Annotated in this window: 18 protein-coding genes; 5 read left to right on the plus strand and 13 right to left on the minus strand. The window is 69.1% G+C overall.

The window, feature by feature from the left end:
• Window positions 1–165: 165 nt before the first annotated feature.
• The 9 genes from ABD793_RS04210 to ABD793_RS04250 all read right to left on the minus strand — a co-directional run bounded on the left by ABD793_RS04210 (window position 166) and on the right by ABD793_RS04250 (window position 9,019).
• Complete coding sequence (locus ABD793_RS04210; protein ID WP_344855450.1) at window positions 166–663, minus strand: LeuD/DmdB family oxidoreductase small subunit; 498 nt, start codon at window positions 661–663, stop codon at window positions 166–168.
• On the minus strand, window positions 660–1,928 hold the full coding sequence (locus tag ABD793_RS04215; RefSeq protein ID WP_344855452.1) for a 3-isopropylmalate dehydratase large subunit: 1,269 nt from the start codon (window positions 1,926–1,928) through the stop codon (window positions 660–662). Before ABD793_RS04215 ends, ABD793_RS04210 begins: the two co-directional genes overlap by 4 nt.
• Window positions 1,925–3,205 carry an aconitase/3-isopropylmalate dehydratase large subunit family protein gene (locus ABD793_RS04220; protein ID WP_344855454.1) on the minus strand — a complete coding sequence of 427 codons (1,281 nt, stop codon included), beginning with the start codon at window positions 3,203–3,205 and terminating at the stop codon, window positions 1,925–1,927. The genes ABD793_RS04215 and ABD793_RS04220 overlap by 4 nt, the downstream gene beginning before the upstream one ends.
• Window positions 3,202–3,714: a LeuD/DmdB family oxidoreductase small subunit gene (locus ABD793_RS04225; RefSeq protein WP_344855456.1), complete on the minus strand. Its 513-nt coding sequence runs from the start codon at window positions 3,712–3,714 to the stop codon at window positions 3,202–3,204. The genes ABD793_RS04220 and ABD793_RS04225 overlap by 4 nt, the downstream gene beginning before the upstream one ends.
• A 36-nt stretch (window positions 3,715–3,750) precedes the next feature.
• On the minus strand, window positions 3,751–4,830 hold the full coding sequence (locus ABD793_RS04230) for an ornithine cyclodeaminase family protein (protein ID WP_344855458.1): 1,080 nt from the start codon (window positions 4,828–4,830) through the stop codon (window positions 3,751–3,753).
• Complete coding sequence (locus tag ABD793_RS04235; protein WP_344855460.1) at window positions 4,827–5,873, minus strand: aminopeptidase P family N-terminal domain-containing protein; 1,047 nt, start codon at window positions 5,871–5,873, stop codon at window positions 4,827–4,829. Before ABD793_RS04235 ends, ABD793_RS04230 begins: the two co-directional genes overlap by 4 nt.
• Complete coding sequence (locus ABD793_RS04240; RefSeq protein WP_344855462.1) at window positions 5,870–7,042, minus strand: M24 family metallopeptidase; 1,173 nt, start codon at window positions 7,040–7,042, stop codon at window positions 5,870–5,872. The genes ABD793_RS04235 and ABD793_RS04240 overlap by 4 nt, the downstream gene beginning before the upstream one ends.
• Window positions 7,043–7,072: 30 nt before the next feature.
• On the minus strand, window positions 7,073–8,464 hold the full coding sequence (locus ABD793_RS04245; RefSeq protein ID WP_344855464.1) for an MFS transporter: 1,392 nt from the start codon (window positions 8,462–8,464) through the stop codon (window positions 7,073–7,075).
• Between the two features lie 81 nt (window positions 8,465–8,545).
• Window positions 8,546–9,019 (minus strand): MarR family winged helix-turn-helix transcriptional regulator, encoded by a 474-nt coding sequence (locus ABD793_RS04250; protein WP_344855466.1) that lies wholly within the window; start codon window positions 9,017–9,019, stop codon window positions 8,546–8,548.
• Between the two features lie 189 nt (window positions 9,020–9,208).
• Here ABD793_RS04250 and ABD793_RS04255 point away from each other — a divergent pair, with 189 nt between their 5' ends.
• The 4 genes from ABD793_RS04255 to ABD793_RS04270 are packed head-to-tail and all read left to right on the plus strand — an operon-like array spanning window position 9,209 to window position 12,234.
• Window positions 9,209–10,255: an aromatic ring-hydroxylating dioxygenase subunit alpha gene (locus ABD793_RS04255; RefSeq protein WP_344855468.1), complete on the plus strand. Its 1,047-nt coding sequence runs from the start codon at window positions 9,209–9,211 to the stop codon at window positions 10,253–10,255.
• Window positions 10,252–10,464 carry a hypothetical protein gene (locus tag ABD793_RS04260; protein WP_344855470.1) on the plus strand — a complete coding sequence of 71 codons (213 nt, stop codon included), beginning with the start codon at window positions 10,252–10,254 and terminating at the stop codon, window positions 10,462–10,464. The genes ABD793_RS04255 and ABD793_RS04260 overlap by 4 nt, the downstream gene beginning before the upstream one ends.
• Before the next feature lie 9 nt (window positions 10,465–10,473).
• Entirely contained in the window at window positions 10,474–11,415 is a 942-nt protein-coding gene (locus ABD793_RS04265) for a PDR/VanB family oxidoreductase (RefSeq protein WP_344855474.1), read from the plus strand.
• Window positions 11,416–11,436: 21 nt separating this feature from the next.
• The gene (locus ABD793_RS04270) at window positions 11,437–12,234 is read left to right on the plus strand and encodes an IclR family transcriptional regulator (protein ID WP_344855476.1); all 798 of its coding nucleotides are present in this window, start codon (window positions 11,437–11,439) and stop codon (window positions 12,232–12,234) included.
• 496 nt (window positions 12,235–12,730) lie between these two features.
• Here ABD793_RS04270 and ABD793_RS04275 read toward each other — a convergent pair whose 3' ends face one another.
• Window positions 12,731–13,720 (minus strand): hypothetical protein, encoded by a 990-nt coding sequence (locus ABD793_RS04275; RefSeq protein WP_344855478.1) that lies wholly within the window; start codon window positions 13,718–13,720, stop codon window positions 12,731–12,733.
• Window positions 13,721–13,904: 184 nt separating this feature from the next.
• Window positions 13,905–15,080 (minus strand): S53 family peptidase, encoded by a 1,176-nt coding sequence (locus ABD793_RS04280; RefSeq protein ID WP_344855481.1) that lies wholly within the window; start codon window positions 15,078–15,080, stop codon window positions 13,905–13,907.
• A 193-nt stretch (window positions 15,081–15,273) separates the two neighbouring features.
• Between ABD793_RS04280 and ABD793_RS04285 the strand changes: the two genes are divergently transcribed.
• Entirely contained in the window at window positions 15,274–15,549 is a 276-nt protein-coding gene (locus ABD793_RS04285) for a hypothetical protein (RefSeq protein WP_344855483.1), read from the plus strand.
• 709 nt (window positions 15,550–16,258) lie between these two features.
• On the opposite strand, the gene ABD793_RS04290 is transcribed toward ABD793_RS04285, so the two are convergent.
• Both ABD793_RS04290 and ABD793_RS04295 read right to left on the minus strand, forming a co-directional pair.
• A complete protein-coding gene (locus ABD793_RS04290; RefSeq protein ID WP_344855485.1) occupies window positions 16,259–17,566 on the minus strand; it encodes an MFS transporter in 1,308 nt (435 codons plus the stop codon).
• A gap of 135 nt (window positions 17,567–17,701) precedes the next feature.
• Window positions 17,702–19,363, minus strand: a complete 1,662-nt coding sequence (locus tag ABD793_RS04295) for an FAD-dependent oxidoreductase (protein ID WP_344855487.1) — start codon at window positions 19,361–19,363, stop codon at window positions 17,702–17,704.
• Window positions 19,364–19,581 lie beyond the last annotated feature (218 nt).

The following is a 19,581-nucleotide window of genomic DNA, read 5'->3' on the forward strand; positions in this document are numbered from 1 at the left end:
TCGTTGTGCAGCGGTCAGTGTTACGCACTTCCCGGACGCGCGTCAACAAGTTGTGAAACATCATCGGCGCCGGCCGCCGCGGCGGCGCGCCGGACGCGGGCACGACGAAACCCCGGCGGACCGAAGTTCCTGTCCGCCAGGGGATTTCGCCGCTCGCGACGGTCCCTAGCCGAACACCTCCGGCCGGTTCTTCGCGAGGTTGATCAAACCGCCCGCGTCGAGCATGTCCACCAGGAACGGGTCGGCCGCCGCGCCGCGGACGAGCACGCCGGTGGTGAGATTGGTGAACTCACCGGTGGTGAGGTCCACGCGCACCCGGTCGCCGTCGGCCGCGAGATCCGGGTTGCGCCCGGTTTCGAGCGCGGGCAGGCCGATCTCGAAGCAGTTGCGGTAGAACGTCCGCGCGAACGTTTCCGCGACCACGCAGCCGATCCCGGTGGCCTGCAATGCCTTGGTCGCGATCGCACGGCCGGAGGACTGGCCGAAGTGTTTGCCGGCGAACACGATGTCGCCGGGTTGCACCTGTTTCGGGAACTCGGGGTTGAGGTCCTCCAGCACGTGCCGCACGAGCACTTCCATCGGTTCGAACACGTACTGCGTCTTCACCAGCCGGTCGGTCGGGATGTTGTCCCCGAACCGCCAGCAGCGGCCCTCGAACTTCACGCAGCGCCTCCTGTCCGGCCACCGCGGACGTTCCCGGCGATGGCTCCCGCCAGTGCCGATGCGGCGACGGTCGCCGAGGACGCGAGGTACATCGATGCGTCCGAGCTGCCGTTGCGGCCGGGGAAGTTGCGGGCGTGGGTGGAGATCATCGCCTCCTCCGAGGCCAGCGCGCCCATGTTGTAGGCCTGGTTCGAGCCCGTGCTGGGCGGGAACCACGTGGCGCCCGCCTCGTGCAGCGCGAGCACCAGTCCCTCGCGCACGGCCTCGGCGAACACCGCACGGCTGGAGGGCACGAGCTGGAACCGGACGTCCGGGTGGACCTTCCGGCCGGCCAGTACCTCGGCCGCCGCGCGGAAGTCCTCGAGCCGTCCGCCACCGTGCCCGCCCAGTTCGGCGTACTGGATCGGGGTGCCGGCGACTTCGCCGACCGGCTTGACGTTGCCGACCGTCGGCGGGCACGCAACCTGTACCTCCACCTCGCCGACATCGAACCGCAGCACCTGCGCAGCCTCGCCGTCGCCGTGCACCAGCACATCCGGCGCGTCGCCGGGCAGCGTGCGCACGAACGCCTCGGTCACCTCGTCGGGTTCGACGAAACTGCACTTCGCTCCGAGATCCACGCACAGCAGCGGGAAGAGCCAGCGGTCCCAGAAGGACAGTCCGCGCACGTACGGGCCGCCGAACTCCACGGCCCGGTAGTTCAGCTCTCCTTCGCCGATCCGGCCGACCAGCCAGAGCGCCACGTCGCGCGGCGTGACACCGGGTTTCGGCGTGCCTTGCAGATGCACGCGAGTGGTCTCCGGCACCTTGAACCACGCTTTGCCGTACGGCAGCACGGTTCCGGCGTGCGAGTCGTTGCCAAGCGCCACGGCGAGCGCGCCCAGCGTGCCGTGCACCGGCGTGTGGCTGTCGGAGCCGACCACGATCATGCCGGGCTTGATGTGTCCATAACGGACGGCCGCGTGGTGCAGGTTGCCGTTGCCGCAGTCGTACAGCTTGATGCCGTGCTTGTGCGCCCACTGCCGGTTGTGCCGCAGCACATCGGCCTGCTGTTCGGTGGGTGGTGAGAAATGGTGGTCGAACACCAGCACGGCGCGCTCGGGGTCGGGAATGGGCGTGTGCACGCGTTTCTCGAACACCTGCGACGTGAGGTAACCGGACAGGTCGTGCATGATCAGCCGGTCGACCTTCGCGACCACGATCTCGCCCGGTTCCACCGACTCCCGGCCGCTCGCGCGGGCGAGGATCTTCTCGACGAGGTTCACGCGAGCACCGCCGCGGCGACGAGTTCACGTGGGTCGGCGATGGCGCCGCGGATCGCGGACGCCGCGGCCGTCGCCGGGCTGGCGAGGAAGATCTTCGAGTGGTAGCTGCCCATGCGGCCCTGGAAGTTGCGATTGGCAGTGGAGAGCGTGGCCTCGCCGTCGGCCATCGCGCCGCCGCTGCCCGCGCACGCGCCGCAGCCCGGGTTGGTGATCATCGCGCCTGCCTCGATCAGCTTCGTGAGCACCCCGCTCTCCGACGCTTGCGCCATGATCTTCGCCGACGCGGGTGTGACGATCAGCCGGAGGCCCGGCGCCACGCGGTGCCCTGCGAGCACGTCGGCGGCAATCACCAGGTCGTCGTACTTCGCGTTGGCGCACGAGCCGATGAACACCTGGTCGAGCTTGGTGCCGGCGACGTCGCCGACGCCCACCACATTGTCCACCGTGTGCGGCACGGAGATCTGCGGGGAAAGTGCCGGCCCGTCGAGCCGTACGGTCGCGCGGTAGGTCGCGTCCTCGTCCGGCAGCAGGACCTCGAGTTCGTCCCGTGGCACGCCGGCGTCGTCGAGGTAGCCGAGCGTCGTGCCGTCCGGGGCCACGAAGGCGTTCTTCGCGCCCATCTCCATGGCCAGGTTGCAGAACGTCATGCGCTCCGACACGGACATGCCTTCGACGTAGGAGCCGGAGAACTCGACCGACTCGTACGTCAGCCCGTCGGCGCCGAGGTCACCGATGAGCTTGAGCATGATGTCCTTGGCGTAGACGCCCGGGGCGAGGTCGCCGTCGATCACGACACGCACCGACTCGGGCACTTTGACCCACAGTTTCCCGGTCACCCATGCAGCAGTGATCTCGCTGAACCCGACGCCGGTGCCGAACGCGCCGAGCGCACCGTAGATCGTGGAGTGCGAATCGGTGCCGATGATGAACTGACCCGGCCGGACGAGCCCGTGTTCCATGAGCACGATGTGCGCGATGCCGCTGTTGACGTCGAAGAAGTTCCGCACGCCTTTCTTCTTCGCGAACTCGCGGCACAGCGCGTGGTCCGCGGCGGTCTTCGCGTTCATGGCGGGGGAGAGGTGGTCCATCACCATCGCTACGCGATCGACGTCGTAGAGCTGCTCGACGCCCATCTTCTCCAGCGTCCGGATGCACCGCCAGCTCGCGGTGTGGCTCATGTACAGGTCCGGGTACGCGTCGACGATCTGCCCGGCCGCGAGGTCCACGACTCCGGACGCACGCTCGATCGCCTTCTGCGCGAACGTCTTGCCAGTCACTGTTTGCCTCCCGCGGCGAAACTCGCCATCAGGTGCGGGATCAGGCCGCCGTCGGCCATGATCTCCCGCAGCACCTCGGGGTACGGGCTGAACGGGAAGGTCCGCCCGTCCGTTTCGACCGTTCCCGCGTCGTAATCGACCCACATCTCGCCGTTGTCGGCGGCCGCTTCCGCCGCTGCGGGCGATTCGACCGCGACGAGCCCGGTGTTGATCGCGTTGCGGAAGAAGACCCGGGAGAAGGAGGCCGCGACGACCGCCTTGATCCCGGTGCCGAGCAGGCAGGTGGCCGCCTGTTCCCGCGCGCTGCCGCAGCCGAAGTTGCGGCCGGCGACCACGACGTCGCTCGCCCGCAGCCGGTTCTGCGTTTCCGGCCCCAGCGGTTCGAACGCGTGCTCGGCCAGCTCAGCCGGGTCGATGCTGACCAGGTAACGGCCGGGGATGATGACATCGGTGTTCACGTTTTCGCCGAAGGCGATGATCCTGCCCCCGACACGGTGTTCGCTGCCCATGCAAAGGTCTCCGCTCCAAGTTGCGGTGCTGGCCGGTCAGGGACTGGTCTCCTCGAGGAACCAGTCGGTCGGCACCGTGTGCCCGAGGTCGCGCTGCTCGGCGAGTGCGAGCGCCCGTGCGCACACGGCCGCGAACTGCACCCCCATGCCGGTGTTGTTGGCGAACACGGTGATGTCCCCTGGGCTCGTGCGGGCGGGCGCGTCGTCCAGCAGCAGGTCGCCGAGTTCTCGGATCTCGTCCCACTGCATCCGCCCGCGCTCGACCGGCCCGAGGATGTCGTATTGCTTGTCGTGGTGCACCTGTTCGCGCGAGAGCACGGTGATGCTGGCCGCGCGGTCGAACGTCGTGTCGTCGAGCTCACGCCGGGTGGCGGTGCCGTCCGGTGACGTGATGGCCGTGACGTGGGTGCCCGGGTCCAGCCAGGCCCCGTCGAAGCACGGCTCCATCGCGGCGGTGGCACAGGTGACGACGTGGCAGCCCGCCACGGCGTCGCGCCGCTCGTCGACGGCCACGATCTTGCGCCCGGTCTTTTCGCTCCACACGCGGGCGAAATCCTCGCGGTGCTCCGGCGTGGGGCTGTAGACACGGACCTCTTCGATTCCGGGTCGCACCATCAGCAGGCATTCCAGATGCGCTTCGGCCTGCCAGCCGGAGCCGAACATGCCGGCGACGGTCGCGTCCGGGGCAGCCAGCTCGCGGATGCCGAGCGCCGAGGTGGCGCCCACGCGCATCTTCTGGATGAAGCTGTCGTGCAGGATGGCCAGCGGCTCGAGCGTGGTCAGGCTGTAGAGCGTGACGAGCCCGACGTACCGGCCACCGGGCGCGGCCGGGATCAGCCTGCGCCGCTGCACGCCGCTGGGCAGCGTCTCCACACCGGCGATGTCGGAGGTGATCCGCAATGCCCACACGCCGCTGGAGACGTTGCCGCCCTCCTGCGACTTGAACCGGAAGCGAAAGCCCGGGTTGCGGCTGTCCTCGACCGGGAAGTAGGTGTGGTTGCGCGGCCGGTTGGCGCCCTGACCGGACGAGAGCTCCCGGTAGGCCGTTTCGAGCGCGTCGAGCGTCTCACCGGCGGTGAGTACCTGTTCGATCTCGTTGTTGGAAAGGATCCTCACCGCTGTGCTCCTGTCAGGTGTTCGGGTTCGCCTTCGGTGACGCGGACGGTTTCCGCCACGGCCGCGTTGCCACCGTCGGCGAACACGACCTCCACGGACACCGCGCCCGCCTCGCCGTCGGCCAGCACCGCGGCGGGGTCGTGCGTGCGGAACTCGCCGCCGGTGGACAGATCGGCCTGGTTGACCCAGCGGACCTCGGCCGTTGCGCCGCCGGGCAGGGTCGCCAGCGCCGCGGCGGCCGCCTCGGCAAGTGCACCGACGGTCGCGCCCGCCTTGGTCGCGGAGATCGCCTGGGCCAGTGCCTCGTTCAGCGTGCCCGCCCAGCCGTCGCCGTCGCCGAGCACGCGGCTCGTATGGACCCAGCCCGTGCGGAACTGGCCGGTGACACCGAACGAGGTGACACCGTCCGAAGTGGTCAGCGAGTTCGGGTACAGGTCGAGGAATCCGCCGCCGCGCAACGCGCGTTCCACGGTCTCGACCCGGCTGCCGGCGGTGCTCCCCTCGACGGTGGCCGCGGCGGCGGCGTGGTCCAGGATCCGGCCCGCCGCCCGGAGGAGTTCGGTCTCGGCCGCCGACGGCACCAGCCGCTGCGCACGCACCAGCCCCGCGAGGCGGCGAACTTCCCAGCCGGGCACCGCGGCCCCGATCTCGCCGGCCACGTCGGCCGGCCACAACGCGGCGTCGACCAGGCCCAGTACGCCGGTTTTCCGGCCGAGCAGGTACTTCGCGACGAGGTCGGCAAAGTTCCTGCCGCCACTGAACTCCGTGACCTTCGACGAGGCCTTCATCCAGTTCTGCACGCGGAGCGAGAGCTTGGTGAGGAAGGTGACGGGCCCTTCGGCGGGAATCGCCAGCACGCCCTCGTTCCAGTAGATGCAGAGGTTGGTGAGGTAGGCGATGTCGTCGGAGCGGGAGACGTCGCCGTAGACGAGGGCGACATCGACGCCGTGCGCGGCCATCGCCCGCTGCAGTGTGGCGACGCGTTCCTGCCACTCCCGGTCGGGGGTCTCCGCGGGATCGAGTACGTGCAGACCTCGTTTCACGCCACGTCTCCTGTCTCGAACAGTTTCCGCTCGGTCGTGATGAGCACTTCGCAGCCGTCCGCGGTCACGCGCACCGGGTCGCCGAGCACGTGATAACCGGCCAGCGGCGTGTAGGTGTTGGGGTGGATGATGAACACGGAGTTCTCGGGCAGCACCGTGTGATTACCCTCGATGATCGGTGTCTCGTCGAGGTGCAGGCCGTGCCCGTGGCCGCGCACCCGGGTGTACTGACTCGTGCAGTACTCGCCGTAGCCGTACTTGCGGAACACGTCGTTCTCGGCCACCGCCACCTCGTGCGCGGTGATACCGGGCCGCACCACCGAGATACCTGCCTCGACGGCTTCGTTGAACAGGTCGAACGACTTGCGCTGCCCGTCGTCGGCCTTGCCCACCACGGCGGAACGGCAGATCTGCAGCCAGTAACCGTCCATTTTGGGGGTGAGTTCGGTCCGCACCAGGTCGCCGGCTTCGAGCAGCCGGTCACCGGGCGGGGTCATCCCGCGCACCTCGTCGCGGCCGGATGCGATGAGCATGAAGTTGTCCTCGGCGCCGAGGTTCTTCAGCCGTGCTTCGACCTCCGCGACGATCCGGTACTCCGGCAGCCCCGGTTCGAGCACGTCGACGAACGCCTCCCAGCCCGCGGCGCACACGACCGCGCTGCGGCGCATGCGGGCCAGTTCCCACTCGCTCTTCACGAGCCGCGCGGTGTCGAGCAACGTCGTCGCCGACACCACCTCGGCACCGGGTGCCGCGGAGCGGATCGTCTCCATGAGCACGAGCGGCACGAGTTCGTGGTGCGCGATGCCGATGCGCCGCGGTGCGAGTTCCTCGAGGACCACGCCCAGCCCGGCCGGGTTCGCCGGGTCCAGCCGCCGGGCACGGTCCACCCACCCCTGTGCCGTGAACGCCGCGAGGTCCGATGGCCGGGTCGAAAAGGCCACCGCTTCACCCTCGGCCGGGAACACCACGAGTGCCGCGCTGCCGGCCGGGGTCACGTCGGTGAAGTAGCGGATGTTCTCGCGCCGCCACGCGGGCCCGTAGGCGAGCACCACGTCGAGGCCCTGTTCGGCCATCGCTTCGCGGATCTTGCGATGGCGCAGCTCGAGTTCGGCGCGGTCGCCGGGGGACAGGACCGCTCCGGCGGATGCCGGGGCGTGGTCGATCGTCATCGTTCCTCCACGGTGTGGTGGGTGGCCGGTTCAGGAGCGGGCGACGGCGGGCGCGGTCTCCGGCCGTCGCCCGGCGATCTCCTCGGTGATCTGCTCGACGGTGCGCCCGCGGGTTTCGAAGGTCGCGGTGAGCGCGGCGATCCCGGCGACGATCGAGATGATCCCGAAGAGCAGGAAGAACAGGAACTGCGAGGCGTGCAGGGCGAGCACGAATCCGACCAGCACGGGCATGATGAGGCCGCCGACCTTCTGCCACGCAGCCGCCCAGCCGAGCCCGGTCGCGCGGCTCGCGGTGGGGTAGAGCTCACTGGCGTAGGCGAACAGTGTGCTGCCGGCGAGGCCGCTGCCGAAGAACGTGGCGAGCGAGCCGAGGATGACCACTGCGGCAGTCGCGGCGGTGGTGCCCCAGGCGAGACAGAACAGTCCACTGAGGACGAATGCACCGCCGAGCACCACCCGCCGGCCGATCCGGTTGATCAGCTGTCCGGCGAGGATCGCGCCGACGACGCCGGCGGCGGTGATGATCGCGGTGTAGCCGAAGCTCTTGAGCAGGTCCACGCCTTGGCCTTCCAGCACCGAGGGCAGCCAGCTCGACAGGCCGTAGAGGAACGCGCCGGCGCAGACCTCCATGAACCAGATCGCGATCGTGTAGCGCAGATAGCGCCGGGTGACGAGCGTGCGCACGGTGCCGGCGGTTTCCGGCACCAGGTCGGACTCCCGATGTGCCGTGGTCCCCGCGGGATCCGGGCACAACGCGCCGACGACCGCTTCCGCGGCCTGGACGCGTCCGCGGCGCAGCAGGTAACGGACCGACTCGGGAAGTGTGGCCAGCATGAAGAAGCCGACGATGATCGCCGCGGTGGCGATCACGAACATCGCCCGCCAGCCGAATGCGGGCACCACCGCCGTGCCGACCGCGGCCGCCGTCGGCAACCCGATCAGCCACGCCGCGGTCGCCGCGGTGACGAGCGGACCGCGGTGGCGCGAGGGCACGAACTCGGCGATGTAGGGCAGCACCACGGCGATCTCCGCGCCGAGCCCGATGCCCTGCAGCGCCCGGAAAGCGACGAGCGTGCCGAAACTGGGTGCGAACACCGCGGCCAGCGAGAACACTGCGTAGCCGATGACCGTGATCGCCAGCGGAACCCTGCGGCCGAACCGGTCGGACACCGTGCCCGCGACGGCTGCGCCGACGAGCATGCCCGCGAACAGCGCCGAGGAGAACACTCCGGCGGTCTCGCTGGTGAGGTGGAAGGTCTTGACGACACCCGGCAGGATCACGCCGGTCAGGTTGATCACGAACCCGCACAGGAAGTGTCCGATGAGGACGGTGAGATAGATCCTCAGGTGCCGTGCGGTGAACGCCGACTCGTCGAGCCTGCCGAGCAGCGAGCGGGACGGGGAAGCGGGAGACGGGGGCATGGCGGGCCACCTCCTTGTGGCATGGACCAGCGGCTGGAAACCCGGTGCGGTGCGCTCTGCGGACTCCTCGGGTCTTCGTCGTCAGCGGTCGTCGAGGTTGCCCTGGACGCCGAAGTAGAGCTGGGAAAGAACGGGCAGGAGCTGGTCGCGGAGCTCGGGGCGCAGCCCCGCGGTGAGCTCGGCGGCGAACTTGTCGAGCGCGCGCCGCGCGCTGTCGCGGGCGTTCACCCCCTTGCCGGTGAGCTCGAGCTGCATGGTGCGCCGGCTCGTCGCGGACGGGCGGCGGGACAGGAATCCCTGGTTGACCATCTTGTCGACGCTTTCGGACATGGTCGAGGGGTTGCGGTGCGCGAGCTTGCACAGCGCGGTGAGCGAGGTGTGGCCGGCGCCGACCCTCGACAGGATCCGGTACTGCCGGATGGTGAGCGGCCGCTCGAGGGCGGCCAGCAGTTCCGTCTGGAGCCGGGTGAGTCGTCCGCCCAGTGCGAGCAGGACCTCGCCGAGGGTGGCATCCGGACCCAGTTCGTCGAACGTCTCGGTGTCGCGAGTAGTCATTTTGGTCCCCGTACGTTCCGGTACCCGAAATAACGTCGGAGCCGACTGTACGTCCGCCGGGTGCCCGCTGGGAAGGGGTGATTTCGTGCCCGACGGAGTCTTTCAGCCAGTGAAAAGCCGGATGGCCGCCGTTGCGGTGCGGGTGAGAGCTTCGGATGCCGACCCCGACCGAAGGAGCTCTGAGGTGCGATGGCAGCGTTCGCCCGAAACCAGTGGTACGTCGCCGCTTATGGTCGCGAGGTCGGCCGCGAGCTGTTCGCGCGTACCGTGCTCGGTGAGCCGATTGTCTTCTACCGCACGGAATCCGGCGACGTCGTCGGATTCGCCGATCGCTGTGTGCACCGGCGCTACCCGCTGTCGGAGAGCCGCCTCGACGGTGACCGGATCGTCTGCGGCTACCACGGTTTCACCTACGACCGCGCGGGTTCGTGCGTGTTCGTGCCGGGGCAGGCCAGGATTCCGCGTACCGCGCGGGTCCGGTCCTATCCGGTGGTGGAGCAGGACTCGTTCGTGTGGGTCTGGATCGGCGAGCGGGAACTGGCCGACCCGGCGGCGGTTCCGCGCGCGCCGTGGCTGGCGGATCCGGCCTACACCACGGTGAGCGGGATGGAGCCGCTTGCCGCGCGCTACGAACTGCTCGTGGACAACCTGCTCGACCTGTCGCACGAGACGTACCTGCACGGCGGCTACATCGGCACGCCGGAGGTCGCGAACACGCCGATCACCACGGAAGTGGACGAGGACCGGGGCATCATCTACGTGAGCAGGCACATGGCCGATGCGGCGTGTCCGCCGTTCTACGCGAAGTCCACCGGCATCGAGGGCCGGATCACGCGCTGGCAGGACATCGAATACCGGCCGCCGTGTCTTTACCTGCTGCACAGCCGGATCGCGCCGGTCGGTGTGCTGCCGGAGGAAGACGGCGCGGACCCCGGCGGTTTCCACGTCGAGGTGGTCTACGCGATCACCCCGGAGACCGAGCACAGTACGCACGACTTCTGGGCGGTGGCAAGGGACTTCGCGCTCGAGGACCAGAGCGTGTCCGACTTCCTCGCGGAGAACAACCGCACCGTCGTGCTGCAGGACGTGCGCGCGCTCGACATCCTCGAGCGTGTGATCGCCACGGAACCCGAGGGGTACCAGGAGCTTTCGGTCAACATCGACACCGGCGGGCTGGCCGCACGGCGCATCCTGGCGAAACTGGCCGGCGAGCGGGTGCAGGTCGTGCCGTCGTGAGCGAACGCGTGGCGATGTTGTCCGGCGACAAGGTGGTCCGCATCCACTGGAAGCTCGGTACCGACGTGCTCGTCGGCGTATGCCACTGCGGCGCCGAACACGAGTCCGAGGACCCGGTCGAGCTGTGGGAGTGGCTGCTCGCCCACCCCAACGGGCACGGCGCGCCGGTCTTCCCGCGCGAACCGGTGTTGTCGGCGGCGCGGGCGTAGGGGGAGAAGATGAGCGTGGCGACCGACCTGGAGCTCGACCTCGTGCTGGCCGCGCGGGCACAGCTCGCCGACGACGTCGTCGGGCTGAGCCTGCGGGATCCGTCGGGCGCGATGTTGCCTGCGTGGCAACCGGGTGCGCACGTGGACCTTGTGCTCGGGCCGGATCTCGTGCGGCAGTACTCGTTGTGCGGCGATCCGGCGGACCGGTCGGTGTGGCAGGTGGCCGTGCTGCGAGAGCCGGCGGGCCGCGGGGGATCGGCCTACGTCCACGAAAAGCTGGCGCCCGGCGCAACCCTTCGCATCCGCGGTCCGCGCAACCACTTCGCGCTCGTGCCGTCGCCGCGCTACCTGTTCGTGGCGGGTGGGATCGGCATCACGCCGCTCGTGCCGATGGTCGCCGCGGCCGAGGCCTCGGGCGCCGAATGGCGGCTGCTGTACGGCGGCCGGACTCGCGCGTCGATGGCGTTTGCCGCCGAACTGCGGGACCGCTACGGCGACCGGGTCGAGCTCGTGCCCCAGGACGAGCGCGGCTTGCTCGACCTGGACGCGGCGCTGGCCGCCGCGCCGGGGGCGGCCGTGTACTGCTGCGGCCCTGAACCGCTGCTGGCGGCGATGACGCAGCGGTGTGCGCCGGATTCGCTGCGCGTCGAGCGGTTCACCGCGAAGCCCGGTACTGGGCCGAATGCCGCGTTCGAGGTGGAGCTGGCGCAGTCGGGCCGCACGCTCGCGGTGCCGGCGGACCGGTCGATCCTCGCCGTGGTGGAGGAGTCCGGGGTCCCGGTGCTGTCGTCGTGCCGGGAAGGCACGTGCGGCACCTGCGAGACCGGTGTGCTGGCCGGCAAGCCCGACCACCGCGACTCCGTGCTGACCCCGGACGAAGGGGAGGCCGGCGACGTGATGATGATCTGCGTATCGCGTTCGGCCGGTCCGCGGTTGGTTCTGGATCTGTGACGTGCCGGGTAGCGTGACGGGATGACGCGGCGGGCCGAGCGCGACGCCGGCACCTCGGTGACGAGCAAGGTGCTGGCGCTGCTGGAGGCGTTCACCCCGGACGCCACGGACCTCAGCCTGAGCGAGCTGGCCCGGCGCTCGGGTGTTTCGCTCGCGACCGCGCACCGCCGCGCGGCCGAGCTCGTCGAGTGGGGCGCGCTGGAACGCGATGCCGCCGGCCGCTACCGCGTCGGCCTGCGGCTGTGGGAGGTCGCGGCGCTCGCTCCGCGTGGGCTCGGCCTGCGTGACGCCGCGATGCCGTTCCTCGAAGACCTGTACGAGGTGACGCACGAGAATGTGCAGCTCGCCGTGCGTGAAGGGCTCGAGGTGGTGTTCGTCGAGCGTATCGCCGGCCGCGACGCGGTGCCGGTCTGGACCCGCGTCGGCGGGCGGTTCGCCTTGCACGCCACCGGAGTCGGGCTCGTGCTGCTCGCCAACGCCCCCGCGGCCGTGCAGGAGGAGGTGTTGGGTTCCCCGTTGCAGAGCTACACCGAGAAGACCGTGTCCGACCCCGTGCGGTTGCGCCGGGTGCTCGCGGAGGTCCGGAAGCTCGGATACGCCGTGAGCGACGGTCAGGTGACCATCGACGCGCTGTCCGTCGGTGCCCCGGTCCACGCCGCCGACGGTTCGGTCGCGGCCGCGGTGTCCCTCGTCGTCCGCGCCGACGGGGCGCAACCAGGATCCCTGGCACCGCTGGTGATGGCAGCGGCGCGAGGTATCCACCGCTCGCTGTCGGGCGGAGCCACCCGAGTCTTCCCGAGCGGCCGCATCCGGCGGTAACGGCTGCGGCACACTCGAACCTGATTCAACGAAGGTGCGAGAACTCGTCGACTTGCGCGACGGCACTCATGTCGAAGGGAACGCCGCCACGACTACGCGAGACCGCCACGAAGCCGTGCCCGGGATCCTGACCTGATCTGGCCGGGAACGGTACGGGCCGGCGACGACGGTCTGCAACAGGTTCTGGCGCTGGTCGCGTACCGCGCACCTTGTTCATCCAGGTCACAACGGGAATCGAGTTCCGCCGTCCGGGTTCGGCTCGTCCGCCGACCCGGCCGAACAGGGCGCTGGCGGACACGGGCTACTCCAGCCGGACCATCCGTTCCCACCCGCGCCGACGACATACCCCGGCTACGATTCCCCAACGCCGCAACCAGCAAACCAACCGGCCGCGCCACGGACGAGCCGGCGAAGGTCCACCGACCTTCGACGGAGCCGAGCATGGCTGGCGGTGCGGGCGGGGGAGAGCGGTTCCGCCGCGCGGGGGCTTGCGCGGTCAGCCTGGTTGCTCGGGCCAGTCCCATTCGAGCCCGTATACCCCGGCGCGCAGTCCGAGCATGACGGCGTGCGTGTTGGCTGATTCGCTGATGCGCACCGGGCGTTCGGTCGGGCTCGGATCGCTGAACGGGCGGCGGATCTCCCGGCAGCGGACCGGGACGGTGCCGGGATCGAACCGGGCCTCGATCAGCAGTTCCTGGATCGGCAGCCGGAAACTGGCGGTCCAGCCGTTGTCGGACGGCTGTCCCGGTTCGGGGTACAGCTCGACCTCGTATTCGAAGACCACGGTTTCGCCGCGGCGCAGCTCACTGTCGAAGAGCAGTTCGGTGACCATCAGATGTTTCTCTTCGCTCACCGACTGGCGGCCCAGCCGGCAGTTGTGCGTCGAGGTGAGCGTGGGCCGCCGACGGGCGCCGGGGGCGATTTCCAGCAGGTTGAGGTCGTGGCTGATGCCGTCCCGTTCGGCCCGCAGGACGTGCCGGTAGCTGATCCGGTGCACAGCCCGCCCGGAATCGAGGTGACAGCGCAGGTGCAGGCTGATCCGGCGCAGTCCGTTCTGCGGTGCGATGTCGGCGTCGGTCATCAGCGCCGACAGAGCGCTGGAATCCAGCCACTGCTCGTCGGGTACCGCGGACTCCTCGGCGGCGACCTGCCTGCCCCTCGGCCGGGGCGGGCCCAGCCTGCCGGACAGCCTGCCCATCGGCAGTTCGAGGACGCTCTCGAGCTGGCGCACCGCTTCGAGCGACCGGCGTTGTTCGGGCTGGCGGCTGCCGGACTGCCAGTTGCTCAGCGTGGCCAGGCTGACCCGGCTGCCACGCTGGGTCAGCCTGGCCCGGATGCGTTCCAGGGTGAGGCCGCTGGCATCGATCGCGCCGCGCAGCGTTTCGGCGAAGGAGGTCTCGGCGGGTGCCGTGGCCGGGTCGAGGGAGTCGAAGCTGTTCCGCTGATCGGGATTGTGCAGCGCATTCGAATAATCGTGCAGCGTCAATGCGCGTCACCTCCGGTGCGACTCCCTGTGCCTTGTGGCGCCTTCCCCTGTTCGAAACTCTATCGGGTGAAGGGGTCCAGACAAAGGTAACGACCAGTGATCGGGGGGAACGTCTTATTTGTTCCGCCCGACCACTGGTCGTTATTATGCCCGATTAAGGTGAATTACCTGGAATTGTCGATTCCTACTTGGTGAAGGCGGCGGTGCCCTTCGGGGTGCCCAGCCCGGTCGGGCCGTCCCAGCCGGTGCCCGCGTTGCACCACTGCTTGGTGTCGCAGCTGCCGTTGCTGCCCGAGGTGACGTCGGTCAGCTGGTCGGTGTGCGACCACGGGTACTGGGCGGGCCAGTCCTGCGCACCCGGGGTGCCGGCGTCGGCGTAGATGCTCGCGATGATCGGCGACGAAGCACTGGTACCGCCGACGACCTGCCAACCGCTCTGCTGGAAGGTGTCGTACACCGCGACACCGGTGGCCGGGTCGGCGACCGCGGAGACGTCCGCGATGGCCTTTTTGTCGCAGCCGGTCGCGTCGGTCTGGAAGTCGGGCTTCGCTGCGTAGCTGGAGCAGCCCGAGCCCGCGCCGTCCCACGCCGTCTCGGTGTAGGAGTCGCCGCTGCTCTTCAGGGTCGTGCCGCCGACGCCGACGGCGTAGGGGGAGGACGCCGGCCAGCTCGCGCCGTAGCCGCTGTCACCGCTGGACGCGGTGATCGCGACGCCGGGGTGCTTGAAATGTGCGTCGCCCGCGCTACCGTCGGACTCGTCGCCGCCCCAGCTGTTGGAGACGAACTTCGCACCGAGCTTCACTGCGGTGTCCACGGCCTTGCCGAGGTCGTCGGTGCTGGCCTGGTCGGCCTCGACCACGAGGATCTTGGCCTTCGGCGCGGTTGCCGCGATCATGTCGACGTCGAGCGCAGTCTCGACGGCCCAGTCCGGGTCCTCGGTCGGCAGCGGGCTCTCCTGGCCGTTTTCGTTCACGATCTGGACGTCGCCCGCAGGCAGTCCGAACTGCTTGCGGTAGGCGGCCAGATCCTCTTTGAGCGAGGGGTAATCGCCGGACTCGGTGACGGCGATCGTCTGGCCCTCACCGCCGTCGGCCTTCAGCTGGTAGGCGGCCTGCAGGTCTGCGGGGCCGTAGCCTTCGGGGGCGGCGTTCGGGGCGAGCCGGGCCTGCTGGACGTCGGTGCGCACCTGTGCGAAGCAGGACATGTGGCCCGCTGCGCGCACCTGCGCACAGGCGTTTTTCACCGTCGGACCACCGGTGGCCGCGGGGGCCGCGGAGAACTGCTGCGCGGTGGCAGTTCCACCGGTTGTGAGGGCGAGCGCGACGGCGAAGACGCCGCCTGCGATCAATTTCCTGCGCATTGATTTTGCTCCCGACTCAGTGGTGAATAATTCACCATCAATAATTGATGCGGGGCGCCGGGCGAACAACGGGCCGATAGTAGGTGCCTTTCAACGGACAGTCGTAAAGCCGTAAAAACTGCATTCCGTGATGTCCCGGCCGGTCCGGCAGCCAAGCTGTCCGGGTTGCCCTGCCACCCGCCATCGTCGGCTGGTGGCGCCGACGATGGCGGGTGCGCCGTTGAAGGAGCTCCCGTCCAGGGTGCAGCAGCCCGCCGCGGCGCCGGACGTTGCCGATCGCCGCACTGATCAAGCCGGCCACACTGGCATGACGTTGGGTTCGGGCCGGGTTCCTCGGCCACAACGCGCCCCGTTTGCGCCGGTCGCGTACTTCGTGATCACGCGCAGTCCGCATCCGGTGGTGGGCGAAGCGTTCCGCGCCGACGATACGCTGGGGCGATCAGCTGAAGACCGCTTGTCACGTCAATGAGGCCTATTCGCGAAGGATAAACTCTCACCGTTCGTCGTGTTGCCGTAAACGACGCCCCGCTTATTGAGACAATGGGGTTACTACACTAAACAGCTCAAAAAGAGGACTGCCGCACATCGATTATGCCACTGGGATGTCCACTGTGGACACTGTCAGCGGCTGATGGGGGACGCCTCGTGAGCACCGGATCTATTACCGGCGTGCTGGCCGGATGGTGGTGCCGCCCTCACCCGCGCCCGACGCGTACCCGAACAACGTGTACCTGCCCGAGGCGGCTGCCCTGGAACCGGTGAACGGCTGGCTGGGTCTGGTGCACCCGGGCCGATCGAATCATCACCGCCTACCGCACCGACGTCGATCCGCGCGACACTCGACCCGAACGACCGACACTACGACTCGTTGTTCGGCAGGCGGCCTGATCTGGTCAACCACGGACAGGTCCGCTCCGGCCGGATCACGACGTCGTACTCGTGGCTGTCGATTCGGTCGGGAATCAGCACGAACGCCGACTTCGAGCGGTGCGCGGCCGGCGTGCACATGCCCACGCTATTCCTGGAATTCAGCGGCGACGAGGTGACTGTTCCGTGTGCGAATAGCGCCGTTACGCCGCTCGCGCAACCGACCTCCAATCCGTCCGGGGCGGACGCCATTGTCGAGGGTGTAACCAGGTACCTCAGCTGCATGCTCACCGCCTGCGTGGTGGCTGCGCTCAGGCCTTGCTGGGGATCCCGATCTTGGCGGAGTCGCGGACGGGGTCGACCGTCAGCAGGGCGATGATCCCGCCGACGAGGACGACCATGCCGAAGATCTGGAAGGCCGTCACGTAGCCTTCGGCGGGGCTGGCGGCGGCGTCGACGATCGCGCCGGTGATGTAGGGCGCAACGAGACCACCGACCGCCATGAGGGCGAGGAAGACGCCGAGCGCGCCTGCGATGCGCTCAGGCGGGCAGATCTGCTGGATTGCCGCGTTGAACAGCGGCAGCACGGCCATGCCGAACCCGTAGCCGATGGACACGACGAGCACGGACTGCCAGGCACCGGAGATCAGCGGCAGCAGCGCCAGAGCGAGTCCGCTGATCAGCATGGAAATGGCGGGGACGATGCCACGGGCCCAGCGTCCACCGAGGTGGCGCAGCACCCGGTCGCTGAACATGCCGAGCAGGAACAGAGCGACGACACCGGCGATACTCGGGAACCCGAACATGCTCCCCGCCTCGAGCCGGCTGTAGCCGAGGCCGAGCTCGAAGTAGGACGGCAGCCAGGTCAGCACGATCGTCACCAAGGAGTACACCGCACAGACCGCTACGGCGCCGCCGAGGAAGGTGGGGGTGAGGATGATCCGCCGCCACGGGACCTGCGGCCCCTCGGTGGCGCCGGTTTTGCTGGTGTTGGCCCGGATGAAGGGGCCGTCGCGCCAGGTCAGCAGCCAGACAATGCACCAGGCGACGCCGACGGCGGTCATCACGAGGAAGGCTGCGCGCCATCCCCAGTGGAAGATGACCAGCGCCAGCAGGGGAGTGAGCGCGATCTTGCCGAACGAGCCGCCGGCGGTGATCCAGGCGCCGGGGATACTGCGCTTCTCCGGCGGGTGCCAGGAGTAGGCCGCGGTGTGCAGCAGGGCACTGGAGGGGCCTTCGGCCAGCCCGAGCAGGATCCGGGAGACGAGCAGGACCGCGAACCCGCCTGCGATCGCGATCGGCAGCATGCACGCTGCCCACGTCAGGCCGAGCAGCGCGATGGACCACCGTAGCCCGGCCCACCGATTGAGCAGCCCGGCGCCGAAGCCACCGATGGTGAAGGTCAGGTAGAACAGACCGCTGACCAGACCGATGGTCGAGGCGGAGAGCCCGAACTCCTGGGCGAGCGGTTGGGCGACGAGCCCGATCGTCGCCTTGTCGGCATAGTTGATCATGTACAGCAGGACGAGCATGCCGGTCAGGCTCCAGGCCTGGACGGGCTTGCGGCCCACCGTCTCCGGGACCGCCGGTTGCAGCTTCTCCGCGGCGACTTCGCTCATGACGTGGTCACAGCCCCTCTTCATCGAGTTGGTGAACTGGGAGGTAGAGCGCCGAGCCGCCAAAGCACGCGAGACGTGGCGGTTCACCAGGCAGTCGGTGAGGTGTCCCGGTGTGGAGTGCTCGGGTCGGGGGAGTCAGTGACCGGCGACGAGCGCGGCGCTCACCCGTGCGGGCCGGCCGATGACCGTGCCCAGAAGCCCCGCTGCGTCATCGATCGCGTCTGCCCGCCAGGCCACCTGGCCGTCCGGCCGGACGAGGACGAGCGCAGACCCGTACAGCGTCGCGATCGCCGCATCGTCGATGTCGACCAACCGGAACGGGACGCCAGCCGTGGCAGCGGCGCTCACGAGGGCGTCCGCGTCGGCGGTTGGGTCGAAGCGCAGGAGCACGAACGCCCGCCCGAATAGGTCGAGAGTGGACTTCGTCTGATTGCTGTCGAGCCAGGCGTGCGGGGCCCGGGAGCCCGGTCGCGCCGTCTGTTCGTAGGAGGAGACGGCCGGCACGGGCGCGGGCGTCCCGTCGGGCACCACGACCGGCGAATCCTCGTAGAGGTAGCCGAGGTGGATGCCGATGGTGTACCACTCCCGGGCCATCTCGGCGGAGTACTCGTCTCCGAACCGGCGGCGCGCTTCGACGGCCGCGGGGCTGGAGTCCGTCACGTCGAACAGCGCGGGGTCCGGATTCGCCAACCGCGGTGCGAGCATGCGCCGCAGGTTCTTGCTGGCCTCGCCTACGTTGCGCTCGGCGACCGGCCGCTGCTCGATCTGGTAGCTGTCCAGAAGTGTTTCCCCTCCCCAGCCCTCGACAGCCGCTGCCAGCTTCCAGGAGAGGTTGACCGCGTCGAGAACGCCGGTGTTCATACCGAACCCGCCCGTCGGCGAGGTCAGGTGGGCGGCGTCTCCGACGAGGAAGGCCCGGCCCTTGCGATAGGACTGGGCGACGAGCTGGCGACGCTCCCAAGGCAGCATGGAAAGGATCTCGAAGTCGAACTCCCGGCCGACCGCACGCACGATCGCCGACCGCATCTCCTCTTCGGTCGCCTCCCGCTCCTGGTCGTCGCCGATCAGCGAGAAACGCCACTGGTCGCGGCCGTTGATCGCGACCAGGGTTGCCCAGGTGCCCTCCGGCCCGATGAAGATGTACCGGTAGGCCGGGCGGGTGGTGTGCAGCTGCTCGAAACCTTCGCACCGGAAGATCGCGTTCGTGCTGTGGGTCAGGGTCCCCTCGCCGAGCATCGGGATGCCCAGCGCCTCACGGACGGCACTGGCGCCGCCGTCCGAGCCGACCAGGTAATCGGCCTCGACCTCGTAGTGGTACCCGGTCTCGCATGACTTCAGGACCGCGGTCACGTGGTGGCCGAGGTCGGTGAAGGTGACCAGTTCGGTCCGGTAGCGGACATCCACGTTGCCGGTGTGTGCGGCGAAGCGCTTGAGAACGGGGTCGAAGAAGTTCTGGGGGCAACGTTCCCGGTGCTGCGGGCTCTGCGGCGGGCACTGCTCGTCCTGCGGCGCGGGCAGCTCTTCGCGGCCGAACTCGAGGCCGTTGAGATCGGTCACCCACGCGCAGTCCTGGGTGTAGGCGCGGTTGTAGCCCGCCGCCTCGACATCGTCGGCGATCCCCCAGCGCCGGCAGAACTCCATGGTCCGAATGCCGACCATGTCCATCTTCGGCTGGAATACCGAGCCGGACCGGCGCTCCACCAGCATGGACTCGACCCCGCGCCAGCCGAGATCGCTGGCCAGCGCCAGTCCGACCGGCCCGGCGCCCACGATCAGTACGGGCACACGCTCGACCATTCCGAAACCGTCCTTCCGCATCGAAAACAGCTCTCTCGGCTGCACTGGGGCAGGGATGGCCTGTACGTCCGCCGGAGTCCGGAGTCCGGAGTCCGGAGTCCGGGGGCCGTCGTCCGGTTGACAACGCCACCGTCGACCGCGACGCTAAAGGTAGAACCTTTCAACGTCAAGAGCGGAGCTCAGGCTCCGACCCACGTCGTCCAGACGAGGAGGCCTGC

Origin of the sequence: Amycolatopsis ultiminotia (genome assembly GCF_039536925.1) — a bacterium.
Taxonomy (GTDB): domain Bacteria; phylum Actinomycetota; class Actinomycetes; order Mycobacteriales; family Pseudonocardiaceae; genus Amycolatopsis; species Amycolatopsis ultiminotia.